Origin of the sequence: Nocardia sp. NPDC051030 (genome assembly GCF_040683015.1) — a bacterium.
Lineage (GTDB): Bacteria > Actinomycetota > Actinomycetes > Mycobacteriales > Mycobacteriaceae > Nocardia.
The window spans coordinates 657,222-679,551 of record NZ_JBFBCD010000001.1 but is presented as its reverse complement, the minus strand read 5'-3'; the positions used below and the strand labels follow the sequence as shown (position 1 = coordinate 679,551).

22 protein-coding genes and 1 pseudogene are annotated in these 22,330 nt (G+C 67.2%); 9 read left to right on the top strand and 14 right to left on the bottom strand.

Features of this window, described 5'->3' with window-relative positions; translation table 11 throughout:
• The first annotated feature begins 68 nt into the window (after positions 1–68).
• Positions 69–935, top strand: a complete 867-nt coding sequence (locus tag AB0N05_RS03125) for a DNA-formamidopyrimidine glycosylase family protein (protein ID WP_364686890.1) — start codon at positions 69–71, stop codon at positions 933–935.
• 2 nt (positions 936–937) lie between these two features.
• On the opposite strand, the gene AB0N05_RS03120 is transcribed toward AB0N05_RS03125, so the two are convergent.
• The 5 genes from AB0N05_RS03120 to AB0N05_RS03100 form a co-directional block, all read right to left on the bottom strand.
• The gene (locus AB0N05_RS03120; protein WP_364686888.1) at positions 938–2,449 is read right to left on the bottom strand and encodes a carboxylesterase/lipase family protein; all 1,512 of its coding nucleotides are present in this window, start codon (positions 2,447–2,449) and stop codon (positions 938–940) included.
• A gap of 121 nt (positions 2,450–2,570) precedes the next feature.
• Positions 2,571–2,816: a DUF2630 family protein gene (locus AB0N05_RS03115; protein ID WP_364686886.1), complete on the bottom strand. Its 246-nt coding sequence runs from the start codon at positions 2,814–2,816 to the stop codon at positions 2,571–2,573.
• A gap of 58 nt (positions 2,817–2,874) precedes the next feature.
• A complete protein-coding gene (locus tag AB0N05_RS03110) occupies positions 2,875–4,266 on the bottom strand; it encodes a PLP-dependent aminotransferase family protein (protein WP_364686884.1) in 1,392 nt (463 codons plus the stop codon).
• A 54-nt stretch (positions 4,267–4,320) separates the two neighbouring features.
• Complete coding sequence (locus tag AB0N05_RS03105) at positions 4,321–5,508, bottom strand: hypothetical protein (protein WP_364686882.1); 1,188 nt, start codon at positions 5,506–5,508, stop codon at positions 4,321–4,323.
• A 17-nt stretch (positions 5,509–5,525) separates the two neighbouring features.
• Complete coding sequence (locus AB0N05_RS03100; RefSeq protein WP_364686880.1) at positions 5,526–6,272, bottom strand: DUF4184 family protein; 747 nt, start codon at positions 6,270–6,272, stop codon at positions 5,526–5,528.
• Between the two features lie 21 nt (positions 6,273–6,293).
• Between AB0N05_RS03100 and AB0N05_RS03095 the strand changes: the two genes are divergently transcribed.
• On the top strand, positions 6,294–6,983 hold the full coding sequence (locus AB0N05_RS03095; protein ID WP_364686878.1) for a pyridoxamine 5'-phosphate oxidase family protein: 690 nt from the start codon (positions 6,294–6,296) through the stop codon (positions 6,981–6,983).
• 24 nt (positions 6,984–7,007) lie between these two features.
• Here the strand turns inward: AB0N05_RS03095 and AB0N05_RS03090 are convergent, their stop codons facing one another.
• Positions 7,008–8,243, bottom strand: a complete 1,236-nt coding sequence (locus AB0N05_RS03090; protein ID WP_364686876.1) for a hypothetical protein — start codon at positions 8,241–8,243, stop codon at positions 7,008–7,010.
• Positions 8,244–8,315: 72 nt separating this feature from the next.
• The gene (locus AB0N05_RS03085) at positions 8,316–9,089 is read right to left on the bottom strand and encodes a crotonase/enoyl-CoA hydratase family protein (protein ID WP_364686874.1); all 774 of its coding nucleotides are present in this window, start codon (positions 9,087–9,089) and stop codon (positions 8,316–8,318) included.
• Between the two features lie 64 nt (positions 9,090–9,153).
• Between AB0N05_RS03085 and AB0N05_RS03080 the strand changes: the two genes are divergently transcribed.
• From AB0N05_RS03080 to AB0N05_RS03070, 3 genes are all read left to right on the top strand, one after another.
• Entirely contained in the window at positions 9,154–9,780 is a 627-nt protein-coding gene (locus tag AB0N05_RS03080) for a TetR/AcrR family transcriptional regulator (RefSeq protein WP_364686872.1), read from the top strand.
• A gap of 12 nt (positions 9,781–9,792) precedes the next feature.
• Positions 9,793–11,415 (top strand): acyl-CoA dehydrogenase family protein, encoded by a 1,623-nt coding sequence (locus AB0N05_RS03075; RefSeq protein WP_364686870.1) that lies wholly within the window; start codon positions 9,793–9,795, stop codon positions 11,413–11,415.
• A gap of 135 nt (positions 11,416–11,550) precedes the next feature.
• Positions 11,551–12,624, top strand: a complete 1,074-nt coding sequence (locus AB0N05_RS03070) for a CaiB/BaiF CoA-transferase family protein (RefSeq protein WP_364686868.1) — start codon at positions 11,551–11,553, stop codon at positions 12,622–12,624.
• Positions 12,625–12,701: 77 nt separating this feature from the next.
• Here AB0N05_RS03070 and AB0N05_RS03065 read toward each other — a convergent pair.
• From AB0N05_RS03065 to AB0N05_RS03055, 3 genes and pseudogenes are all read right to left on the bottom strand, one after another.
• Positions 12,702–12,896, bottom strand: a pseudogene (locus AB0N05_RS03065) (SDR family NAD(P)-dependent oxidoreductase); the annotation flags it as partial.
• Positions 12,896–13,300 carry a DUF3224 domain-containing protein gene (locus AB0N05_RS03060; RefSeq protein ID WP_364686866.1) on the bottom strand — a complete coding sequence of 135 codons (405 nt, stop codon included), beginning with the start codon at positions 13,298–13,300 and terminating at the stop codon, positions 12,896–12,898. The gene AB0N05_RS03060 and the pseudogene AB0N05_RS03065, both read right to left, overlap by 1 nt.
• A 37-nt stretch (positions 13,301–13,337) precedes the next feature.
• Positions 13,338–13,556 carry a hypothetical protein gene (locus tag AB0N05_RS03055; RefSeq protein WP_364686863.1) on the bottom strand — a complete coding sequence of 73 codons (219 nt, stop codon included), beginning with the start codon at positions 13,554–13,556 and terminating at the stop codon, positions 13,338–13,340.
• A gap of 58 nt (positions 13,557–13,614) precedes the next feature.
• Here AB0N05_RS03055 and AB0N05_RS03050 point away from each other — a divergent pair, with 58 nt between their 5' ends.
• Both AB0N05_RS03050 and AB0N05_RS03045 read left to right on the top strand, forming a co-directional pair.
• Positions 13,615–14,274 carry a DUF4386 domain-containing protein gene (locus AB0N05_RS03050; protein ID WP_364686860.1) on the top strand — a complete coding sequence of 220 codons (660 nt, stop codon included), beginning with the start codon at positions 13,615–13,617 and terminating at the stop codon, positions 14,272–14,274.
• 114 nt (positions 14,275–14,388) lie between these two features.
• Positions 14,389–14,856, top strand: coding sequence for a hypothetical protein (locus tag AB0N05_RS03045; protein ID WP_364686857.1), 468 nt, complete (start codon positions 14,389–14,391; stop codon positions 14,854–14,856).
• A gap of 25 nt (positions 14,857–14,881) precedes the next feature.
• Here the strand turns inward: AB0N05_RS03045 and AB0N05_RS03040 are convergent, their stop codons facing one another.
• Genes AB0N05_RS03040 through AB0N05_RS03025 form a run of 4 tightly spaced genes read right to left on the bottom strand, consistent with a single transcriptional unit; the run spans position 14,882 to position 19,698 of the window.
• Positions 14,882–16,393, bottom strand: coding sequence for an ATP-binding cassette domain-containing protein (locus AB0N05_RS03040; protein ID WP_364686854.1), 1,512 nt, complete (start codon positions 16,391–16,393; stop codon positions 14,882–14,884).
• Positions 16,390–17,184: an ABC transporter permease subunit gene (locus tag AB0N05_RS03035; RefSeq protein ID WP_364686851.1), complete on the bottom strand. Its 795-nt coding sequence runs from the start codon at positions 17,182–17,184 to the stop codon at positions 16,390–16,392. The genes AB0N05_RS03040 and AB0N05_RS03035 overlap by 4 nt, the downstream gene beginning before the upstream one ends.
• A gap of 49 nt (positions 17,185–17,233) precedes the next feature.
• Entirely contained in the window at positions 17,234–18,256 is a 1,023-nt protein-coding gene (locus tag AB0N05_RS03030) for an ABC transporter permease (protein ID WP_364687457.1), read from the bottom strand.
• Positions 18,256–19,698: an ABC transporter substrate-binding protein gene (locus tag AB0N05_RS03025; RefSeq protein ID WP_364687455.1), complete on the bottom strand. Its 1,443-nt coding sequence runs from the start codon at positions 19,696–19,698 to the stop codon at positions 18,256–18,258. Before AB0N05_RS03025 ends, AB0N05_RS03030 begins: the two co-directional genes overlap by 1 nt.
• Positions 19,699–19,965: 267 nt before the next feature.
• Between AB0N05_RS03025 and AB0N05_RS03020 the strand changes: the two genes are divergently transcribed.
• Positions 19,966–21,348 carry a DUF1731 domain-containing protein gene (locus AB0N05_RS03020; protein WP_364686848.1) on the top strand — a complete coding sequence of 461 codons (1,383 nt, stop codon included), beginning with the start codon at positions 19,966–19,968 and terminating at the stop codon, positions 21,346–21,348.
• A gap of 95 nt (positions 21,349–21,443) precedes the next feature.
• Positions 21,444–22,307: an alpha/beta hydrolase gene (locus tag AB0N05_RS03015; protein WP_364686845.1), complete on the top strand. Its 864-nt coding sequence runs from the start codon at positions 21,444–21,446 to the stop codon at positions 22,305–22,307.
• The last annotated feature ends 23 nt before the right edge of the window (positions 22,308–22,330 follow it).

The window sequence follows — 22,330 nt, the reverse complement described above, 5'->3', positions numbered from 1 at the left end:
CGGGTTCGTGCCGACACGGTATTCGCGCTGGCCAGGCGATTGTCGGAGGTTATGGGTAGGCTGCGGAGGTGCCCGAGTTACCGGAGATCGTGGCGCTCGAGCAGTTTCTTGCCGAGCATGCGGTAGGCGCGGTTGTGGGGCGGGTCGATGTGGCGGCGCTCAGTGTGCTGAAGTCCTTCGATCCGCCGGTGACCGCGCTGTCCGGGCGTGATGTCACCGGGGTGGGGCATTGGGGCAAGCATCTCGGGCTGAATTGCGATGGGGTGTGGCTGGTTACGCATCTGTCGAGGGCCGGATGGCTGCGGTGGATCGATGAACCCGCGGTGGCGCCGCCCAAGCCGGGCAAGGGCCCGCTCGCGATCCGGGTGCACCTGTTCACGCCGGAAGGACTGACTCCGGCCTTCGATCTCACCGAGGCGGGGACCAAGAAGCGGCTGGCGGTGTGGGTGGTGCACGATCCCTTGACGATTCCGGGGATCGCGCGGCTCGGGCCGGACGCATTGGCGGTCAGCGAGACCGAATTCGGGGAGTTGCTGCACGGCACCTCACAGCGAGTGAAGAACGCGCTGACCGATCAGACCGTGATCGCGGGGATCGGGAATGCGTACTCGGACGAGATCCTGCATACGGCCAAGCTTTCGCCGTTCGCCACGTCCTCGGGGCTGGATTCGGAGCAGTTGGCACGGCTGTTCTCGGCCATGCGGGCCACGCTGTCCGATGCGGTGGAACGATCGGTCGGACAAGATGCCGCGCGATTGAAGGGCGAGAAGCGTTCCGGGATGCGGGTGCATGCCCGCACCGGGCTTCCGTGCCCGGTCTGTGGCGACACGGTCCGCGAAGTCTCGTACGCGGACAAGTCATTCCAGTACTGCGCCACCTGCCAGACCGGCGGCAAGATCCTCGCCGACCGCCGCATGTCCCGTCTGCTCAAATAGCGTCAGACCAGGGCGGGAAGGTGGATGCCCTGCCAGGCAAGGCGTTTGGGCTTGTCCGGGTCGTGCAGGACGCGGGGCGGGGAGTCGATGATCATGGTGGCGCGCTGGTCCTCGGTGTAGGCGGGCCAGGACGGGAGGGGCTCGCCGGTGCGGGCGAAGGACAGCCAATTGTCCTGGAATTGCCTTGTTACGGAACGGAAGCCGCGTGATCCACCGGCCGCGGTAAGTGCGCGGCCGATGGGGGTCGCTGTTACACCGAAGACTGGGATCAGGTCCAGGGCGTGGGTAGCGCCGAATCCGGCCAATTGGACCGCGCGGGGAGCGAAGTCGAAGCGGTACGCATAGGTGGGGGCGTAGCGGCTGTGGGCCTCCATGACCGCCACCGAGGGCCGCCAGAAGGTGAAGTCGCCGCCCATGCGGACCGCCACCCTGGGATCGGGGAAGCCGGGATAGGCGGCGGTGACGCGGGATTCGGCATCATCGCCGGACTGGCGCAGGATCCAGCGCATGCGGTCGGGGGTGGTGGGGAGGGTGTCGTCGAAGCGGATGAAGAGGGTGGCCTCGTCCTGATTGGTGCCGATGATGAGCGGCACGCGGTGCGCGGTGCCCTCGCGGAAGGCCTCGATCGGGGAGCGCGGGAGGAAGTCGCCATCCACCTCGGGGGCGATCGGGAACAGGCCCGGCTGATCGCGCAGCACCTCGGACACGGCGCGGTCGGCGGCGCGTCGAATGTCATTGGGGCGGGCCGTGATCAAGGGGTCAGCTGCGTCATCGGCGGTGACGCCGAGCTTGTCGAGGCAGCGGCGGGCGAAGACCTTGGCGTCGGCCTGGGTCGGGCCCCAATCGGCGGGCGGGCTCTGCGAGATGCCGCGGTGGAAGAGTCCGGCCGAGGCCGGGGTGGCGAACAGGGCGAGCACGGCGTGCGCACCGGCCGACTCCCCGAAGATGGTGACATTGCCCGGGTCGCCGCCGAATTCGGCGATATTGCGCTGCACCCATTCCAGGGCCGCCACCTGATCACGCAAGCCGAGGTTCGAATCGAATTGCTGGGTGGGCGTGGAGAATTCGCCGAAGTTCACATATCCGAACGCGCCCAGCCGGTAATTGATCGACACCACGATGACATCGCCCAGCACCGCCAGCCGCGCACCGGAATACAGGCCCAGCGCGGAGGTGCCGATGACATAGCCGCCACCGTGAATGAACACCATGACCGGGCGCGGTGTGGCCGACGGGGCGTTCGGCTTGGTGATATTCAGTGTCAGGCAGTCCTCGCCCGTGGGCTGCTGGCGGCGCGGGCCGATCCGGGCCCCGCTGCGGTGCTGCATTGCGGCGAAACCGAATTCGGTGGCGTCGCGTACCCCGCGCCACGGCTGGACGGGTTGCGGGGCGCGGAATCTGAGCTTGCCCACCGGAGACGCCGCGTAGGGAATGGAACGCCAGCGGGATACGCGGCGGCCCATGGAACCGCGGACGATGCCGTCGGCGGTCGTGATGTCTATCGTTGCCACCATTCAAAAAGGGTAGCCGCGACCGCCGCCCCACCGGGAGGGTCGAAATTTCCCGGGACGGGGCGGCGAGCCGCTGGATGTACGCCGTGGCGGGCCGCTGCGTGTGCGCAGCGACGAGCCGCCGTTACTGCAGGTAGCCCTCGACCTGCCGGGCGGAATTGGGCTGCGCCTCGTCGGGGTTGCGGCCCTGGTCGAGGCGGGCGCGACGCTGCCGCAGCAGGTCCCAGGCCTGATCCAGCTGGACCTCGAGTTCGGCGAGCTGACGGCGCTCTTCCCCGGGGTCGATACCGCCATTGGTGGCCTTGGACCGGAGTTCATGCTCGCGATCGACCAGATCCTTGATGCGCGCGTGGATGTCCTGTTCGCTCATGCGGACAGCTTACGACCGGTCCGTCGAGTGCCCACCGAATCGAACAACGACCGGCAGGTCATTCGGCCGCGGACAGGCATTCGGCGGCGATTCGGACCGCGGTCGGGAGTCGGTGACTGGGCAGGGCGGCGTAACCGAGGGCGATGCCGAAGGTGTGGCGCTCGCCCAGATAGTGGCGCGACAGGCCGTCCAGGTAGACGCCACCGGCCCGGGCGGCCGCGACGGCCCGATCCTCGGCGGCTGCCGACGAGACGGGGACCACCACGTGCGAGCCCGCATCGTCGCCGATGACCTGGAGGCCGCGCTTGCGGAGTTCGGCCACGACCAGGGCGCGGCGCGGGGGCATATCGCGGCGCAGGCGGCGCAGGTGGCGGGCGAGGTCGCCGTGGCGGGCGAGCTCGGCGGTGACCTGCTGACCGGCGGGGGCGGGGCTGGTGCCGGTGAGATCGCGATACCTCAGCACCGCGTCGGCGATCGCGGGCGCGGCGACCAGCCAGCCGACGCCGAGGGTGGGGGAGAGGATCTTGCTGGTGGTGCCGAGATGCACGACCAGGTCGGGGTCGAGGGTGGCCAGCAGCGGCAAAGGTGCGGTGTCGTAACGCAATTCGCCGTCGTAGTCATCCTCGATGACGAGAGAGCCCGTGCGCCGGGCGAATTCGATGAGTTCGATGCGGCGGGCGGCGGGCATGCGCGCGCCGAGCGGGAATTGATGTGCGGGCGTGCAATACACGGCCTTGGCATTCGCGGGGAGCAGGTCCACGCGCAGACCGTCGGCATCCACGGGAATCGGGACGAGATGCACCCGGGCGGCCCGGAAGGCCCCGGCCGCGCGCTGATAGCCGGGGTCCTCGATGGCCACCACATCACCGGGTTGCAGCAGCGCACCGGCGAGTTCGCCGACGGCGGAACTGGTTCCGGCGGTGGCCAGCACCGTGGTGCCGCTGCCCGGACCCAGCCCCCGATGTCGCAGCAGGTGTTCGGCGACGGCCTCCCGGAAATCCGGGTCACCGGCTCGGTCCTTGCGCACCAAGGGCATTCGATCGGAGGCGGCCCGCCAGGCGCGTCGCCAGGCCGCGCCATCCAGATTCTCGATCGAGGGTGCGCCCGCGCCCAGATCGAGCAGGTTCGACAGGGGGTCCGTGCGCTGTGCCCCGCTCGCCCGTGCGGTGACCGGCGGCGGCGCGGCGGTCAGATACGTGCCGGACCCGTGCCGCCCGGTGAGCCAGCCCTCGGCATGCAATTGGTCGTAGGCGGCGGTGACCACCGTGCGGCTCACCCCGAGCCGGGTGGCCAGCTCACGCGAGGACGGCAGTCGATCGCCACCGCGCAGCGCGCCCGCGGCGGCCGCACCCCGTAAACCATCCGCGACCTGCACCGCAAGCGGCGTCGAGGCCTCCCGATCAATGGCCAATGGCAGATCGTCGACCATGACCGCAGCGCCTTCTCTCACGAGAGTGGCCTTTCCATCGCTGGAATAATGAGCCACTACAGCATGCCACTCCGCTCAGCGGAGCTGTGCGAGCTCGGCTTCGGCAGGCGGATTCTCGAGGACGGTATCGGGGCGCCCGCGCAGGAACTTGTCGAACATGGCCGCCACATAGGTGTGCACCAGGCTCGCGCCGCGATCGGCCGAGATGGGTCCGAGGTATCGCGAGGCGGCCGCCCGCGCCACGCTCGGAACCAGCAGCGGCATATCGGTGAAATCGTAATGAGCCGAATCCCGCAGGGTAACTTGGCGTTTCCAGCCCGTGGAGCGCTGCCAGAACGCCTCGAGCGACGGGTTGGCATCCCCGACCTCCTCGATCTGCTTGCTGGTCATCACCAGCACCGGCCGGTCCTCGCCCTCGGTGACCGTGCGCCCGAAGGCCTCATCCACCCCGAGCTGACCATCGAGATCCACTGCGGCAGAAATCCGATGGTCCTCGTGCATGGATTCGACCGCGACATAGCCGCCGGAAGAATGCCCCACCGTGCCGATGCGGTTCAGGTCGAGTGCGCCGCCCAGCCCGACGGGCAGGGCGCGATGTTCGGCGTCAGGGTTCTCGCCCGACGCCAGTCGGGTGAGCGAGTCGAGCACGAAACCGCTGTCGAGCAGCCGTGTGTCGATGTACTTCGTGCGGAGCTCCGTGGTGAATCCGTCCGGCTGGGGAGCGGGCTGAACGATGCGTCCGCCAGGGAATTCCACTCCCGGCGAGGTCTCATAGGTGGGGTCCATGGTGACCACCACGAAGCCGCGGCTTGCGAGATCCTCGGCCAGTCCGGTCCCGAACAATCGGCTGACCCCCGCACCCGGCGAGTACAGAACCACCGGATAGCTCGCGCCCGCAAGCGCGGGAGCATCGGTATAGGAGTTGGTGAATACGCCCGGCAACTGGACGCCGATGCTCTTGTCCAGGTCGGTCATCAACTGAGTGGACAGATACCGGGCGCGGGGGTGTCGATCGACCTCGGACGCCGGATAGAAGACCGACACCATCAACTCACGGGCGCGATCCGTCTGAAAAGGATCGGTCCGGCCCTGATCCACAAGGTGGAGAGTCGTTGTGCCGACCGGGGATTGGCCGACCGGCCGCGGCAGCACCGTAACGCCGATCGGCGCGGCGTCGGATATACCGGCACCGGCGACGAACATGGCGGCCGTGATCATCGTTGTCGCGGCCATTCTGGCGATCAATGGTCCCCCCACTGTCATGTCGAAATGATATGAAATTACAACGTTTTGGATTGCAGCGCCGACGCTACCGCATACAGTGCGAAAGCGATACCGGCGCTTTGGATTCCGCCGACCAGCATGTGGCGTACGCAGTCGTAGAGGCTGATATCCGACACCGGGTCGGTGCGTGCGACGAGTGCACCGGCGGTCGCCGCGAGAAGTAGCGCGGTCAACACCCAATTACGCTGCGGTGCGGGGGAAACCGGCGCTGTCCGGCGATACCAGCGAGCCGCGTACCAGCCGAGGATGAGCATTCCGGCGGCCGACGAGAGATAGCCGATCACGTTGTACACCCGATGCGGGCCGATTACGGCCAGCCGCAATACTTCCCAATGCCGCACCGCGAAACCGTCTGTGTGGGTGAAGGAATCCCAGAACAGATGCGTCAGCACGCCGACCAGAATCGCCACCGAGGCCCGCCAAATCCCCGGCCAACTCGCCACCGAGGTCCGGCCGATCAATGCCATCGCCGGTCGCCGAGCCACCCGGTCGACTGCCAGCAGCATCGCACCGAGCAGCAGGTCGACCGGCAGCCCGGACAGCGAATGCGTCAGCTCCCCGTCCGGTCCGATCGGAAGGTAATACCCCACATCCGGTGCGATACTGCCCGCGACCAGGCCTGGAAACCACAGCCACCGCCGCAGCGGCAGCGTCACGGCCGGATGGGCGAGCGTGAACGGCACAGCGATATCCCCCAAGTGGTCTACGAATCTTCCGTAGAATTGGCTATTCAGGAAAGCCATTTCTCCGGCAATGCTGGTCCTATGACCGAGCCAGCCCCGACCCGGACCCCATTGTCGCCCACGCCGCACAGCACTCCCACCCGGCTGAAGGACCGCGCATCCACCGACCGCGCCGAACTGGATGCCATTCTCGACGCGGGGATGCTCTGCCACCTCGGGGTGCTGCTCGGCGGCAAACCGGTCGTCATTCCCACCACCTTCGGCCGGGACGGCGACACCCTGTACCTGCACGGTTCCACCGGCGCGGGCAATCTGCGCGCCGCCATGACCGGCGACGTCTCGGTAGCCGTCACGCACCTGGACGGACTCATCTACGCCCGCTCCGCCATGCACTTCTCCATGAACTACCGCTCGGCCGTAATCCACGCCCGCCCAGTGGAACTCACCGATCCGCAAGAGCGCCTGCACGCACTCCGCGTAATCGTCGAACACGTGGCCCCCGGCTCGTGGGATGCCGTGCGTTCCCCGAGCAAGAAGGAACTGGCCGCCACCGTGGTCCTAGCCCTGGACCTCACCGAATCGTCGGTGAAGATCCGCACCGGCGGCCCCCGCGACGACGAGGCGGACATCGCCACGGGCGGTGTCTGGGCAGGCGTCCTCCCCATCCGCCAAATCTTCGAAGACCCGATCTCCTCCGACGATCTCGACCCAGGAATCGAAGTCCCGGAGCACGTTTCGTCCCGCAGTACGGTGCCGCTCGTGGTGCGATAGCTGTCTCAGGATTTGCCTCCTCGCTCACCAACTGGTGGCGGGGAGGCGCAATTCGTCGAGGGTCTGTCGGGCGAGGGCGGTGAGTGCGCTTGCGCTGGGGATGGCTTCGGGGTCGAGGGAGACCAGGGAAAGCGTGTACGCGTCTGCTATTCGGGTGAAGTAGCCGGATAGGCGGGTGCGGGGGATGGCGTCGGGGCGCAGGCCGGGGTGGATGGCTCGGGCTATGACGCCGGTGCAGGGGTGGGGGCCGAGGGAGAGCAGGGAGTCGGGGAGGGTTCCTATGTTGGAGCAGAGGATGTCTCGTTCGCCCGCGCCCTTGGCGAGGGTGTAGGCCCAGCGGTCGGGGATGACCTGGAGGAGTTCCTCGGGGATGCCGCCGGGGCTGGTCATGCGGTGTTCGTAGGCGGTGCGGGCCTTGCGACGGAGGGTGGACGGGGTGTCGTCGCGGGTGATGGCGATTTCCGTCATGGCCATGTCATTGTCGACGCGGGGTTCGTCGCGGGTGTCGACCGGGAGGCTGGCGGCAATGGTGTCCGCGGGGAATCCGGTGTGCCAGAGCATTTTTGCCATGATGTGGACGAAGAGGCTGTTCGCGGTGCCGTCGTGTGCGACGGCGACTCGATTCCATTCGCGTGCGGGGATCTGCAAGGCCGCGCTCTGGGCGATTTTCCCGGTGGTCGGCTGGGTCGTCCGCTTTCCCGGTGGTGTCGGCCGAGCGGGCGGGCCGTGGCGCAGGGCGCGGGCGGTGCCGCCGAGGACGGTCGCCCACATGTGTTTTGCGTCGGCCCAATCCGAGTGGCCCACGATCGGGGCCGCCAAGGGGGTTCCCTCCAGGGCGTGATCGACGGCGAGGGCGACCGCGCGACCATCGGCCAGGGCGTGCGAGCAGGTGAGCGCGAGTGCGTAACCGCCGTCATCCAGTGCGGCGGCGGACATGCGCCAGCCCGGCTCGAATTCGGGGTCGAGGCCGAAGCCCTGTTCGTCGGCCCAATCCAGCACTGCCGCAGCGGGGATGGGTTGCTCGGCGAGAGCGAGCGGGTGCGCCCGCGTATTGGTGACCCAGCGCGGCCGGGCCCCGGGTACGCGCGCCCGCACCACGCGCCGACCCAGCGGACCGGTCCGGAGCGCCTCGTGTATCCGGTGCAGCAGTTCATGTTCGACCGGTTCGGCGGTGCGCCAAAGTCCCTGCAAGGCGATCGGGGTACCCATGCCCCGATGTGCCCGCAGGAAGATCTCGTCCACCACGCTGAGTCGATTCATCGAACGACAAGCGTACCGATCGGTCCGGTGAACCGCTGCCGTCCCGGTGGAGACGTCGGCTCGCGGGTGTTCTCAGGCCCGCGCGCCGTGACGTCCCTCGCCGGAAGCGAAGCGCTGTGCGCCGTCCAAGGCACCGTCCGCGAGCGCCTTCACGCCATGCTGGAGTTCATTGCCGATGGCCACGGCCTCGTCCATGCCGTCCTGTTCGAGCGCGGACATGCGGTCCGAACGCAGGCAGGTCTGCGGGAGGGCGGCGAGTTCGAGGGCGAGTTCCTCGGCGGCGCGGCGGGATTCGCCGGTCGGGACCACGCGGGTGGCCAGGCCGATCTGCAATGCCTCGGCGGCTCCCACGGCGCGACCGGTGAGGATCAGGTCCATGGCGCGGCCGGAGCCGATGATCCGGGGCAGGCGGACTGTGCCGCCGTCGATGAGCGGTACTCCCCAGCGGCGACAGAAGACGCCGAAGGTGCTGTCCTGCTCCGCGATTCGCAGATCGCACCAGAGCGCGAGTTCCAGGCCGCCCGCGACCGCATAGCCGGAGACGGCGGCGATGACGGGCTTGGACAGGCGCATGCGGGTGGGGCCCATGGGGCCGTCGCCCTCCTCGGTGACCTGGTTGGAGCGTTCGGTGCCAAGGGATTTCAGGTCGGCGCCGGCACAGAAGGTGCCGCCTTCGCCCCACAGCACGGCGACCGAGGCGGTGGGGTCGGCGTCGAATTCGCGGAAGGCGTCGGCGAGGGCGGTGGCGGTGGGTCCGTCGACCGCATTGCGGGCTTCGGGGCGGTGCAGGATCACGGTGTAGACGGGGCCATTGCGTTCTACTCGTACGCTCACGGGCTCGACCATACGCCGTAAATCCGACGTCGTGGAGGCCTTGCGCCAAGAAATGAATCAATGGTTCACTTCTTGCGTGGCCTACCGCAGAACCCCCGCTGTACAGGCCCGCCTCGACGCCCAGGCGGGGTCGATCGTGCGGGCCGCCATGACCGTGCTCTCCCGGGACGGGTTCTCCGGACTGTCCGTGGCCGCCGTCGCCGCCGAGGCCGGAGTCGCCACCGGAACGGTCTACAAAAGCTTCAGCGGCAAGGCCGAACTGGTGACCGCAGTCTTCCGCGAGGTCGTCACCCGCGAGGTCGCGGCCGTGGCCGAGGCGGGCAGTGCGACCGTGATGGCCGACGCACCCGATTCACCCTCGGCCCGCGAGCGCGTGACGGCGGCCGTCGAAACCTTCGCGGGCCGCGCGCTCAAGAATCCCAAGCTGGCCTATGTCCTGCTGGCCGAACCGGTGGACACAGCCGTCGACGCCGAACGCCTGCGCTTCCGTCGCGCCTTCGCCGAGACCTTCGAATCCGCGATCGCCGACGGCGTCGCCACCGGTCAGCTGCCGCCGCAGGATCCGCGCACCTCCGCCACCGCCCTGGTCGGCGCGATCGGCGAGGTCCTCGTCGGCCCGCTCGCCGAGCAGCTGGAGAGCGAATCGGTGGTGCCCGAACTCGTCGCCTTCGCACTCCGTGCGCTCGGCGTGCCTTCCGAATAGGAGTTTCCGCAAATGCCCACCCATGAAGTGTTCAATCAGGTGCCGAACCTCGTGCCGTTCGACAACTCCCGCAATCCCGCGCTCCTGGAGGGACTGCACCGGGAGGGCGCGGGCTGGGCCGAGGCCGAAGTGCGCGAACTCGGCGCTCTCGCAGGCGGTTCCGAGGCGCAGGAGTGGGGCCGGGTGGCCAATGAGAACCCGCCCGTCCTGCACACCCACGACCGCTACGGCAATCGCATCGACGAGGTGGAGTTCCACCCGTATTGGCACAACCTGATGGAAGTCGCCGTGGCGCACGGCCTGCACGGTTCACCGTGGCAGGACGACCGCCCGGGCGCGCACACCGCCCGCGCGGCCAAGTTCTACACCTGGGGCATCTCCGACGCCGGGCACATGTGCCCCATCTCCATGACCTACGCCGTGGTGCCCGCACTACGCCACAACCCGGAATTGGCAGCACAATTCGAGCCGCTGCTGGCCTCGCGCGTCTACGACTACGGCCTGCGGGAACCGTCGAGCAAGGCCGGTCTCATCGCGGGCATGTCCATGACCGAGAAGCAGGGTGGTTCGGACGTCCGCGCCAATACCACCACCGCCACACCGCAATCCGATGGCACCTACCGGATCGTCGGCCACAAGTGGTTCACCTCCGCGCCCATGTCGGACATGTTCCTGACCCTCGCCCAGGCTCCGGGCGGCCTGTCCTGCTTCATGCTGCCGCGCGTATTGCCCGACGGCACCCGCAATACCCTTCGCCTGCAACGGCTCAAGGACAAGCTGGGCAATAAGTCCAATGCCTCCTCGGAGATCGAATACGAGAATTCGGTCGGCTGGTTGGTCGGCGCGGAGGGCGCGGGCGTGAAGACCATTATCGAAATGGTCAATATGACCCGACTGGACTGCGTGATCGGCTCGGCCACCGGCATGCGGGCGGGTGTCGTGCACGCGGTACACCACGCCCGGAGTCGGAAAGCCTTCGGGGCCAACCTGATCGATCAACCCGCCATGCGCAATGTGCTGGCGGATCTGGTCGTGGAATCCGAGGCCGCCACCACCATCATGCTGCGGCTGGCCGGAGCCACCGACCGCGCCGCCACCGATCCGGCGGAGGCGGCGCTGCGCCGAATCGCCTTGGCTGTCACCAAGTATTGGGTGTGCAAGCGTGCGCCCTCGCACGCCGCGGAGGCTCTGGAATGCCTGGGCGGCAATGGTTATGTCGAGGAATCCGGCATGCCGCGCCTGTACCGCGAGGCCCCGCTCATGTCCATCTGGGAGGGCTCCGGCAATGTGGCGGCCCTGGATGCCTTGCGCGCCATGGCCCGTCAGCCGGAGAGCGTGGAGGCGTTCTTCAATGAGGTGAACCTCGCGCGCGGCGGCAACCCGCACCTGGATGCGGCCATCGACCGCATCGGCAAGGAACTCACCGACCTGAATGACATCGAATACCGCGCCCGCCGCGTGGTCGAGCTCATGGCCCTGGTCCTGCAGGGCACGCAACTGGTACGTCACGGCAATCCGGCTGTCGCGGAGGCGTTCTGCGCCACCCGCTTCGGTGGCGACTGGGGTATCGCTTTCGGCACCCTGCCCACCGGCATCGACACCGAGGCGATTCTGCGGCGCGCCTACGTGGACTGAGTCGGGGGAGATCGGCGGCGGGATTGTGCAGTCTGCCCACTCGCCGCCCGATCCTTCGTCAATGTAGCTGTGGCACGCCTTTCTGGAACGTGTTCTACTCCTTGGGAATTCGAACAGAGCCAACAGGGGGTCAGGTTGAGTGCCACGAAGGGTCCGCTGGACGGAGTCCGGATCGTCGAATTGGCGAGCATCGGACCGGGACCACATGCGGGAATGATGCTTGCCGATCTGGGCGCGGACGTGGTGTGCGTGCGGCGGCCCGGTAGCGGTCCGGCGTGGGCACAGTTCCGCGGCCGCACCCTCGTCGACGCCGATTTCAAGAATCCGGATGACGTCGAGGCCGTCCTCGAGCTGATCGAGAAGGCCGATGTCCTCATCGAAGGCTTCCGGCCCGGCGTGGCCGAACGGCTCGGCCTCGGCCCCGAGCAAGCGCGGCAACGCAATCCGCGGCTCATCTACGGCCGCATGACGGGCTGGGGTCAGGACGGCCCGCGCGCGCAGCAGGCCGGGCACGACATCAACTACATCGGCCTCACCGGCGCGCTGAACGCCATCGGCCGCAAGGGCGAGCGCCCGCTCCCGCCGATCAACCTGCTCGGCGACTACGGCGGCGGCTCGGTCTTCCTAGTGGTCGGCATTCTCTCCGCGCTGTACGAGCGGGAACGCTCCGGCGAGGGCCAGATCATCGATGCGGCCATGGTCGACGGCGCGCTCACCCTCGCCCATTCGATCTGGATCATGCACAAGAGCGGCATCTGGTCGGACGAGCGCGGCACCAACCTGCTCGACACCGGCCGGGCCTTCTACGACACCTACCAAACCTCCGACGGCAAGTTCATGGCCGTCGGCGCGATCGAACCGCAGTTCTACGCCGAACTCCTGCGCGTCCTCGAGATCGACCCGGAATCCGTTCCCGCCCAGATGGACCCGGCGGGCCAGGACATCCTCCGCAAACTCTTCACCGACCGCTTCATCGCGAAAACACAGGCCGAATGGCGTGCACTCTTCGACGGCGTCGACGCCTGCGTAACCCCCGTGCTCAGCTTCGCGGAGGCGGAGCAGGACGAACACCTCAATGCCCGAGCGACTCTCGTCGACGTAGACGGCATCCGCCAACCCGGCCCCTCCCCACGCTTCTCCCGCACCGCACCACCCACCCCGACGTCGCCTCCGACCGTGGTCACCCCCATCGCCGAGGTCTGGAAATAGCCCCCGACAAGATCAGGGAGCTCTGGTGGTGGGATTTCGATCGATTTCCCGCCACCAGAGCTCCTTGATCTTGATGCGACCTCGCTAGGCGGTGCCAGGGCTTGACCACCGTTCGCCACGATCTTGCCGACCACCTCATCGGCCAGATCCTGCTGGCCGGGATGGTTGATGACCACCCGCACGCCCTGTGCGGCAAGGGTTTCCGCTATCGAGCGGCCGATGCCGGTGGCCGCGCCGGTCACCAGCGCGGTCTTGGCGGAATTGCTCGGCATCAGTCGAACCAGTACTCGAGCCAGACCTGTGCGCCCTCACCGAGATTGGCGCGGAAGCCGCCGGTGCCGCGCAGGCCGGTGAGGTCGCCGGTGCCGGAGCCCGGGACCACGAACCAGTCACCGCTGACAATATCGTCGGCGACAGTGCCATTGTCCTGCAATAGGAATGAGCCGGACTTGCCGTCCACCGATCCTGTCACGCGTTCGATGCCGACGAAGCTGGCACTGCCGTCGGCATTGGCGGACTGGAGGAATTCGACTATGCCGTCGCCCTCGATGCCGCCGCTGAAGCTCTCCTCCACATGGATTCGGCTCAGCACCGGGCCCGCAGCGGGCTCCTCGTAGACGGCCGGTTCGTACTTGTGCACCGTGATGGCGGCATCTACCCGGGTCTTCGCGGTCATGGATTCTTCTCTTTCTCTAGCGTCGGCTTCCGGTCGATCACCGGTAGCCGTACTTCTCCCAATTGACGAGCGCCCGCCAAGGTGTGGCCCACGCGACCTGGCTCAGATCCGTTATATCGATATCGTCCTCCGCCAGCAGGGTTTTGGGAGCCTTCACGCCCGGTTTTCCGGTGAAGACGACCTGCGAGGTCCGCTCGACCAGCTCGTGTGAGGCCAATCCCGTTGTCTCGCCATTACGACCACTGCCTGACCGCAAGATCTTTTGTTTATTCGCTGCCGATCGAGCGCCGATCGGGGCTGGCTAGCGTGAGGGGATGGCTACCATGCCGAACCTGAAATCTCATGCGCTCCTGCGCGTTCCGGCATTGCTGTTCGCGGTGCTGACCATTGCCTACGTGATTGCCAACAAGTCCGCGCCGCGACCGGGGGACAGCGGGCGCGAGGTGCTCGCCAATACGCTCGAGCACGATACGACGATCAAAGTCGGGGCGTTTCTGCTGTTCGATTCCGCTGTGGTGCTGGCGATTCTGGCCGCGGTGGCCTATCACTGGCTGCGGGAGAATGCCTCCACCGCTCCCCGTGGGGCAGTGGTGCTGACGGGTGGCACTCTGGCTGCGGGTGCTTTGCTGCTCAGCGCCGTATTCTGCTGGGCCGGTGGGCGATTGACACCGGCGGCCTCGCCCGACCTGGCGCGTGCCCTCGCCGATGCGGCATTCCTGACCGGTGGTCCGGCGTACGCGGTCATGTTCGCGGTATTCGTGGCGGGTCTGGTTGTCTCCGCGCGGGATCTGTTGCCCGCCGCGCTGAACTGGACCGGCGGGATTATCACGGTGCTGGGCGCGATTTCGACGCTCACGCTGGTGGCGGACGGCTTCGCGTATCTGCTGCCGGTGGTGCGATTCGGCGGCCTACTGTGGTTGCTGGTCACTGTTTTCGCCGTTCGTGTTGATTCGAGTGCGCGAATCGGCAACTAGAAACGACATTTCGGGCATTACGTCATGAGCCCTCAGAAATAGGGGCACGAATCGTCCGATATGAGGCGTGTTCCCTATAGCGAATCATCGGACGACTTCCCTAGTCTCGTGATCATGAACGCACGAACTCTCCTCGGTGCGGCCGTCGCGGCGGTCGCGGTCATGTTCGCGGGGAATGGTGTTGCCGCGGCCGATAGTTGGGTCGATCCCGCCGATTACATGGTGGGGGACACCGTGTACTTCGCGGGATCCATGGGCGGCTGCACGATTCGCCCCAACGGTGACGTCGGCTGCGACCTCAATGGAACCGGCAGCTTCTACGGCATTCCGGCCCCCGACCTCGTCATAGACGTGGCATTCCTGCCCGCCCACCCCACCTTCGGCCTGTTCGGCCGCTACGCCCGCCCTGGCGCGCGAAGCCTCCCCTGGGACAACGAGCCCCCCTATGATCGCGAGATCACCAGCTTGATCAGCTACGCCGGTGCGACCTGCGTCAACATCACCGGCCGCTACGCCTCGATAGCCTGTGATTCCAAGGGCCACTACTTCAAGTACGGCGTAGGCGGCACCCAAGTCCGCTAGCCCACCCCGAGACGCGACCCTGGCCCTACCCGATGAGGGCCAGGGTCGCCTCATGCTGCGGATCACCCAAAAGCTTGGTAACAGCACCGGATTCGACAATCCTTCCCGACTCCAGCACATGCATCTCCGTGCAATAGCGTGTCACCAACGGCATATCGTGGCTGACCACCAGCAACCCCAGCCCCTGCTCCCGCCGCAGCCGATCCAGCAACCCCATGATCGCTTCTGCCGTCGCCCCATCCAACGCTGAAGTGATCTCATCACACACCAACAGCGCCGGATCCGTCGCCAGCGCCCGAGCAAGCGCCACCCGCTGCCGCTGCCCACCCGACAACTCATGCGGATACCGCCGCGCCAACTCAGGACTCAACTCGACGCGACCAAGCAACCCCGCCATATCCCCGGCCCGACGCAGCGCCTGCGCGACCGTCCGGCGCGGGTTCAACGACCCCGAACTGTCCTGCGGCACAAATCCCACCCGGCCTTCGATGTGCACCTTCCCGGCCGCAATCTCCTGCAACCCGACGACCGCCCGCGCCAGCGTCGACTTTCCAGCCCCGGACGGCCCCGCCACCGCGACTGCCTCCCCGGGCCCCACGACACAATCGATCCCCTCGAGCACGGCCCGCCGCCCCCGCACAACCCGCAGCCCCGCCACAGACAGCACGGTTTCGGCTGACTTGCCCCGCACCGCCGGGCCATCGCCCCCAATCGTCAAACCGGTCGTCGCGCCCAATGCCGTCGGATTCCTCACGGCCGCTAGTGAGTTGGCCGTGCCGCCCGGCGATTCCGACCTCTTCGCAGGCTGCGTACCGTCGGCCGGTGTTGCTGCGGAGGCGGTGAGCACATGTCGCGCCGGTCGTTTTCTGGGGTGCGGTGGCCGGGTGTCAGTGGAGAGATGGTCCGGACGGAGGGCAACGGTGTCGTCGGCCAGGTCGGTGAGGATGTCGTGGTGGTGACCGGAGACGACGAGGGTGGTGCCGTGAGTGGTGATGTGGATGCGGAGGACTTCGGCTATGGAGTTTTGGAGGCGGGAATGGAGGCCTGCGAAAGGCTCGTCGAGGAGGAGGACGGGGGTGCGACGGGCTAGGGCGCGGGCCAAGGCCAGGCGGCGTTGTTCGCCGCCGGAGAGTTCGTGGGTGCGGCGGCGGAGGTAGGTGGTGGGGAGTTCTACTGCGGCCAAGGCCTGCTCGGCGTGTTCAAGGGTGGCGTATTCAGTGAGAAGGGCGCGGACGCGCATGGTGGGGTTGAGGGCGGCGGCCGGATCCTGCCCGGTGTAGGTGATGTGGCGGCGGCGGAAGGTTCGCAGTGCCAGGGGATTCAGGGTCAGGGGGTGGTGGTTGCCTACACGGGCCGTGCCGGTGGTGAGCGCGGTGGCGGGGATGCGGCCGAGCAGGGCGTGTAGGAGGGTGGATTTGCCGGAGCCGGAGGGGCCGGTCAGGGCGGTGATGGTGCCGGGGCGGGCGTGTAGTGAGATCGGTGGCAGGAGTGGGGTTCCGGCAGGGGTGGTCACCGCCAGGTCGGTCAGCTCGATCACGCGTGGGCCTTTCGGACGGTGCGGCCGAAGGCGGCGGCGGTGAGATTCACGCCGACCGCCACCACCGCTATGGCGAGGCTCGGGGCGAGCACCGCCCATGGGTTGAGCAGCATGCCGGAGGTGTTCTCGCGCACCATGATCGCCCAATTGGCCGCGCCGAGGCTGCCGGGCAACTGGAGGAAGGCGGCTGCGGAGGCGATATACATGCCCTCCACGAAACGTAGACCCAGTTGAGCGCAACATAGTTCGCGCATATTCGGCAGCATCTCGCGAAACACGATGTGGGCGGTGGATTCCCCACACACCCGTGCCGACTCCACATATCCGGTCGCCGCCACACACGTGGCCGCCGCCGCGAACACTCGTGCGCAGTAGGGGATTCCGAACAGCACCGCCACCGTGATCACGCCCAGCACCCCGGATTCCGGCCAGGACAGCATGACCAGCAGCACGCCCAGTACCGGCGGCAGCAGCACCGCCAGATCCGCGCCCCGCTCCACCAGGGCTCCCGCCCGCGGGCGCAGGGCCGCGACCGAGCCGAGCACGCTCGATGACCCGGTCACGATCACCGCAATCACCCCGGCGAGCAGGATCAGGCCCCATCCGCCGTGCAACAGCTGGGTGAGGACATCCCGCCCCAGCCGATCGGTGCCCAGCCACGCCGCGCCGCTGGGCCCGGTGAAGGGTTTGCCCATCGACTCGTCCACCGACCGCCGCGCCAGCCACGGGCCCAGCAGTGCCGGTGTCACCACCAGGGCGGCGGGCAAGGCGCGCAACCATATTCGTGTCATGACGGGGCCTAGGTCCTCACGGCGGGCGAGGCGCGCATCCACCTGTGTGTCATGACAGGTCTCCGGCGTTCTCGGCGAGGGCTCCGGTTCGCCATGCGAAGCGGCGCGTGCGGACGCGTTCGGTGCGGCCGCGCACCGACCATGCGCGGATGGTGTCGGAGAGCAGTAGGACGAACATGATCATGGTCGCGGTGATCGCCGTGACGGCGGCGGCCACGGTGGTGTCGCGCTGCGAGACCGAGCCTGCCAGGAGTGCGCCCAATCCTGGGTAGTTGAACAGGGTTTCGACCACCAGTGCGCCGCCGAGCAGCATGCCGATGGTGGTGGCGAAGGAAGTCGCGATGGTGGGGAGGGCCGTCGGGAGGATGTGCCGGAGCATGATGCGTGCCGGGGGCAGTCCCGCCAGTTGGGCGTGCTCGACATGGGGTGCGCGGGCCGCATCGGCGAGTGCACCGCGAATCACCCTGGTGTTCCAACCGAATTGGGGGAGAGCCAGGGCCAGCACCGGCAGCACGAGCATGTCCGCGCTGGCCGGATATCCGGAGGAATCGACCACCGTGACCGCGGGGAGCCAGCCGGTGGCCAGGGCGAAGACCGCGATCAGCAGGGCGGCCAGCACGAACTCGGGCAGTGCCACCACGGTCGTGGTGACGGGTTGCAGCGCCCGGGACAGCAGGCCGGATGGTCGTGCAGCCCACCACATTCCGGCGGCTAGTGAGGCAACCACGGTCAGTGCGAAGGCGACCCCGCCGAGTAGCAGCGTGGCGGGCGCGGCGGCGGAGAGCAGGTCATTGACCGAGCGGCCGGTGGCGGTGGACCCGAAATCGCCGGTCGCCACGCCCGTGATCCACTCCCAGAACCGCACCGGCAGCGGCCGATCCAGCCCGAGCTCATGCCGTTTGGCGGCCAGCTGCTCCGGCCCGGCATCGCGGCCCAGCGCGGCGCGGGCCGCATCGCCGGGCAGCAGATTCATGGCGGCGAACACCAGCGCCAGCAGCGTGACCAGCAGGGTGAGCCGCCGCAGCGCGAGTCCCGCGAACCCGATCGCCGCACCGATCCCCGCCGACCTCATCACGCCAGCCAGGCTCGTTCGAGCTGGAGTCGCCCGAAGCCACCGAGGGTAGGCAGGTCTCGCACCCGCTTGGCGGCGATATCGATCCCGTCGCCCATGCCCCACACCAGGTATCCGCCGCGGTCGTACTGAATGCGCTGCACCTTGCGAAGATTCGCGGCCTGATCCGTCTCAGTGCCAGCAGCAAGCCCGGCAGCCGTTGCTGCATCGAATTCGGCGTCGTGGAACGCGGTTTCATTGCGCGCACTCGCCGAATCCATGAGCTTGGACGCATAGAAGAGTGTGGAATCGTTGGTTCCCCAGCTGACCGTATACAGCGGGGCCTTCAACCAAGTCTGGTCGTAGAAGGTATTCGATTCCTGCACAACCACTTCCAGCTGAACCCCCGCCTCACGAACTTGAGTGGCGAACAGCTTGGCCGATTCCACCTCGCCGGGCGCTTCGGCCTTGGTGAACAACTGATAGGTGCGGCCCGTGTCGAAGCGCGCGTCGGCAAGCAAGCTACGCGAGCGTGTCAAATCCCGTCCGCGCTGCGGAATCGTCTTGTCGTACAGCGGATCCCCGGTCCCGAGAATGTCATTCGCGACCGCGCCATACCCCGAATACACCTGCGTCACCATGGCATCCCGATCCACCGCCAGCCGCAGCGCCTCTCGCACCCGCGCATCAGCGAACGGCCCGTCAGAGGTGCGCATCGCGAGCGACAGCGCAATATCATTGGCCCGCCGCACCACCTGAAGATCGCCACGCCCCTCGGCCGTCCGCCCCGCGATCGCCCCCACATTGGACGCCAGATCGATCTGCCCGCCGATCACCGCATTCGACAGCGCATCCACACTCTCGAACAACGTCACCTCGATGGCATCCAGCCTCGGCTTCGCCCCATGCCAGTCGTCATTACGTACCAGCCGCGCATTCCCCTGCCGATAGGACTCCAGCTTGAACGGCCCGGTCCCGACAGCCTTGGTGAAATCGGTGGTCCCCTGCTTGACCGTGAAGGTCATGAGCCGCACCAACACTGGAATCTGAGTATTAGGCGTGGCCAGATTCAGCACGACCCGATTCGCGCCATCCGCGGTAATGTCCTCCGGCTTGGCGACCGGCATCTTCGATTCCCCACCTGCTTCCCGCAGCCGCCGCAGCGACCACACCACATCATCCGCGGTCACCGGACTACCGTCATGGAACCGAGCGCCCGGAGCGACGGTGAACGTCCACCTCCTCCGCTCCGAATCGGATTCCCACGAGGAGGCCAGCCGCGCAACAACATTCGGATCATCGCCAGGCACAGTCAGCGCGTCGTAAACCAACGAGGTAATCAAAAAGTCGCTGTCATTAGGGATATTGGCATGCGGATCCCGCTCCAACTTCGATACCCGCCCCAGCGCCCCAACCCGCAACGTCCCCCCACTCGCGCCCCCCTTGGAGCACGCAGCGAGCAACAGCGCCGCCCCCAACCCCGCACCGGCTCGCAGCACCTGTCGTCTGGTAGCCGTCACAGTCGCACCTCTCGAAGTACTTTCGCCTGGAACTTCCCTTGCGGTGAGCAGAGGCTACCCTAAGTGTGATTCCTTTTCGCCGGACAGGGCAAGCCCAAACGGCCAACAAGCCCCCTATGCAGGTGCCGTGGCTCTCATCCCCGACAGGACCGAACGCCTGCGACCGAGCCCACTCTTCCGGCCGGAGCCCAGCGGTTATAGCGTCAGTACATGCCTCGTACAACGACGTACACCCAGTTCATCGCCCTTCCGCCGCAGCAAATCTGGAGTGTGCTCGGGGATCCGGCACGCTGGCCGGAATGGAATCCCGCCGTGACGGCGGTGAGCTTGCGTGATGCGTCCGGGGTGGGAGTAGGTGGGGACTATCTGCCGCGGGGGCGGGTGAGCGAGGCTATTCACTCTCGGTTGGCGAAGCCGTTCGTCATCGCTACGTTCGTGCCGGATCGGGAGATCAGCATCGAGCAGCCCGAGCCGGTGGGGACCATGCGGATGCGGTGGACGCTTACTCCTCGGGAGGGTGGGACCGAGGTTTCGCAGCAGTTGACCTTCAGTGGGGCCTCGGCTCCGGTTTTTCGGAAGGTGGTCGGCGACAATTTGCAAGCCGACGCTCGGACCGGATTCACCCGGTTGGCGCGGCTTGCGGGGCTGGAGCCTGCGGCGGATGCGCTCACTGTGGTTATTGCGGGTGGCACCGGTGCGCTTGGCCGCAACATTGCTGCCGATCTCACTTGCCGGGGGCATCGGGTCAGCATCATCACCCGGCGTAGTGACCCGGCGCTGCCCTACACCCAGTACGAGTGGGATGGGCGCACCGTCGGGGATTGGGTTGCGGCGCTGAAGAATCCGGGGCGGACGGCGCTGATCAATTTGGCGGGGAAACTGGTGGACTGCCGTCCTACTGAGCGGAATGTCGCGCAATTGCGGAGTAGTCGGGTGGATTCCACTCGGGCGCTGGTCGAGGCGGCTAAGGGGCTGGATCGGCCGATTGATTACTGGGTGCAGGCGAGTACCACGGCTATTTGGGCGGATGCCGGGGAAATTCGGTGCACCGAGAGCACTCCGCTGCCGGTGCCGGGGTTGCCGCAGATGACCGGGGTGGCACAGCCGTGGGAAGAGGCCTTCGAGGGGGCCAATGCTGCGCACTGGACGATTCTGCGTACGTCGATCGTGCTTGATCCGGATGCGCCCGCGTTGAAACGGCTTGCGCAACTGACCAAGGCGGGGCTTGGGGGCAGTGTCGGGAATGGGCGGCAGTGGTTCAGCTGGGTCCATGTCGATGACTGGCTGGCCATCGTGCGCGCGAGCCTCGGACTGGACCCGACAGTGGAACTGCCGAATGGAATTCTGGTGGCCGCCACTGATTTTCCGGTGCGCAATCGGGATTTGATGGCCGCCTTGCGGCGTCAGCTGCGTCGGCCGTGGTCGCCGCCGACTCCGGCCCCGGCACTCACCATCGGCGCGGTTTTGCTTCGCACAGATCCGGCGCTCGGCCTGACCGGGCGTCACGCCACCTCGGATGTCTTGCGCCAGGCGGGATTCCGCTTCCGGTATCCGACTCTCGACGAGGCGCTGAGCGACCTGCTGCCGCGCTGAGAACTCCGCGAATTCTCGCCTGTGGGGATCTGCGCCGGATTACCCTGAAGTGAAGACAGCAATGTCAAATTGCTGCTTCGCGAGGGAGTTTCGACGTGGCGGAATCGTTGACAAGCGCCTTCCAGCATCGAGGCCGATCCGTCGCCTACCAGCGGGTGGGCGGCGGGCCACCAATCGTCTTGCTGCACCATGCGGGCGGGCACCATCGAATCTGGGCGGATCAGGTGCCCGCGCTACAGCGCGACCATGAAGTATTCGTGTTGGATATGCCGGGTTACGGCTTGTCCGACCAACCCGCCGACGGCTACCGGCTCTCCGACTACACGACCATGCTCGCCGCGTTCCTGGATGAACTGCGGCTCACGAATGTCGTCCTGATCGGCAACTGCCTCGGCTCGGCGACCGCGCTGAACTACACGATCCGGCATCCGGAGAGGGTGCGCGGGCTGGTGCTGCTGAACCCGCTGACGCGAAACACAGTGCGCCGGAGCCGTTCCGGTCCGCTCGCTTGGCTCGATGCGCGACTCCCGCTCGAACGCGCGGCACAGGCGATCTCCCTGCCCGATCCGCTGATCCGGCGGATCGTCACCAACCAGCTCGGCCCGCGCGGTCGTTCCCGCGGGCTGCACCGCACCGAGCGGCTCATGGCGCATTGGGGTGATCGCGGCCGCCTCACCGGATTGCACGGTCTGGTTCAGGGCTTCCCGGCTTTCTCCGCCCTCGACATCTTCATTCCGCCCGAGAGTTTCCCGCCGATCTGCACCATCTGGGGTGCCCGGAATCATGTGCTCTCGGCGCGCGCGGGAGCCCGGCTCAACCGAACTCTGCGTCCTCGAACAGCCGAATTCCTGCCCGACTGCGGGCATCTCCCCATGGTGGAGGATCCGGAGCGTGTGAACGGGATCATCCTGGAGTTCCTGATTAGGGGCGATCGTCCGATACCGGCACACCCCGCCTGATAAATACCGTCCAGTCTATGACT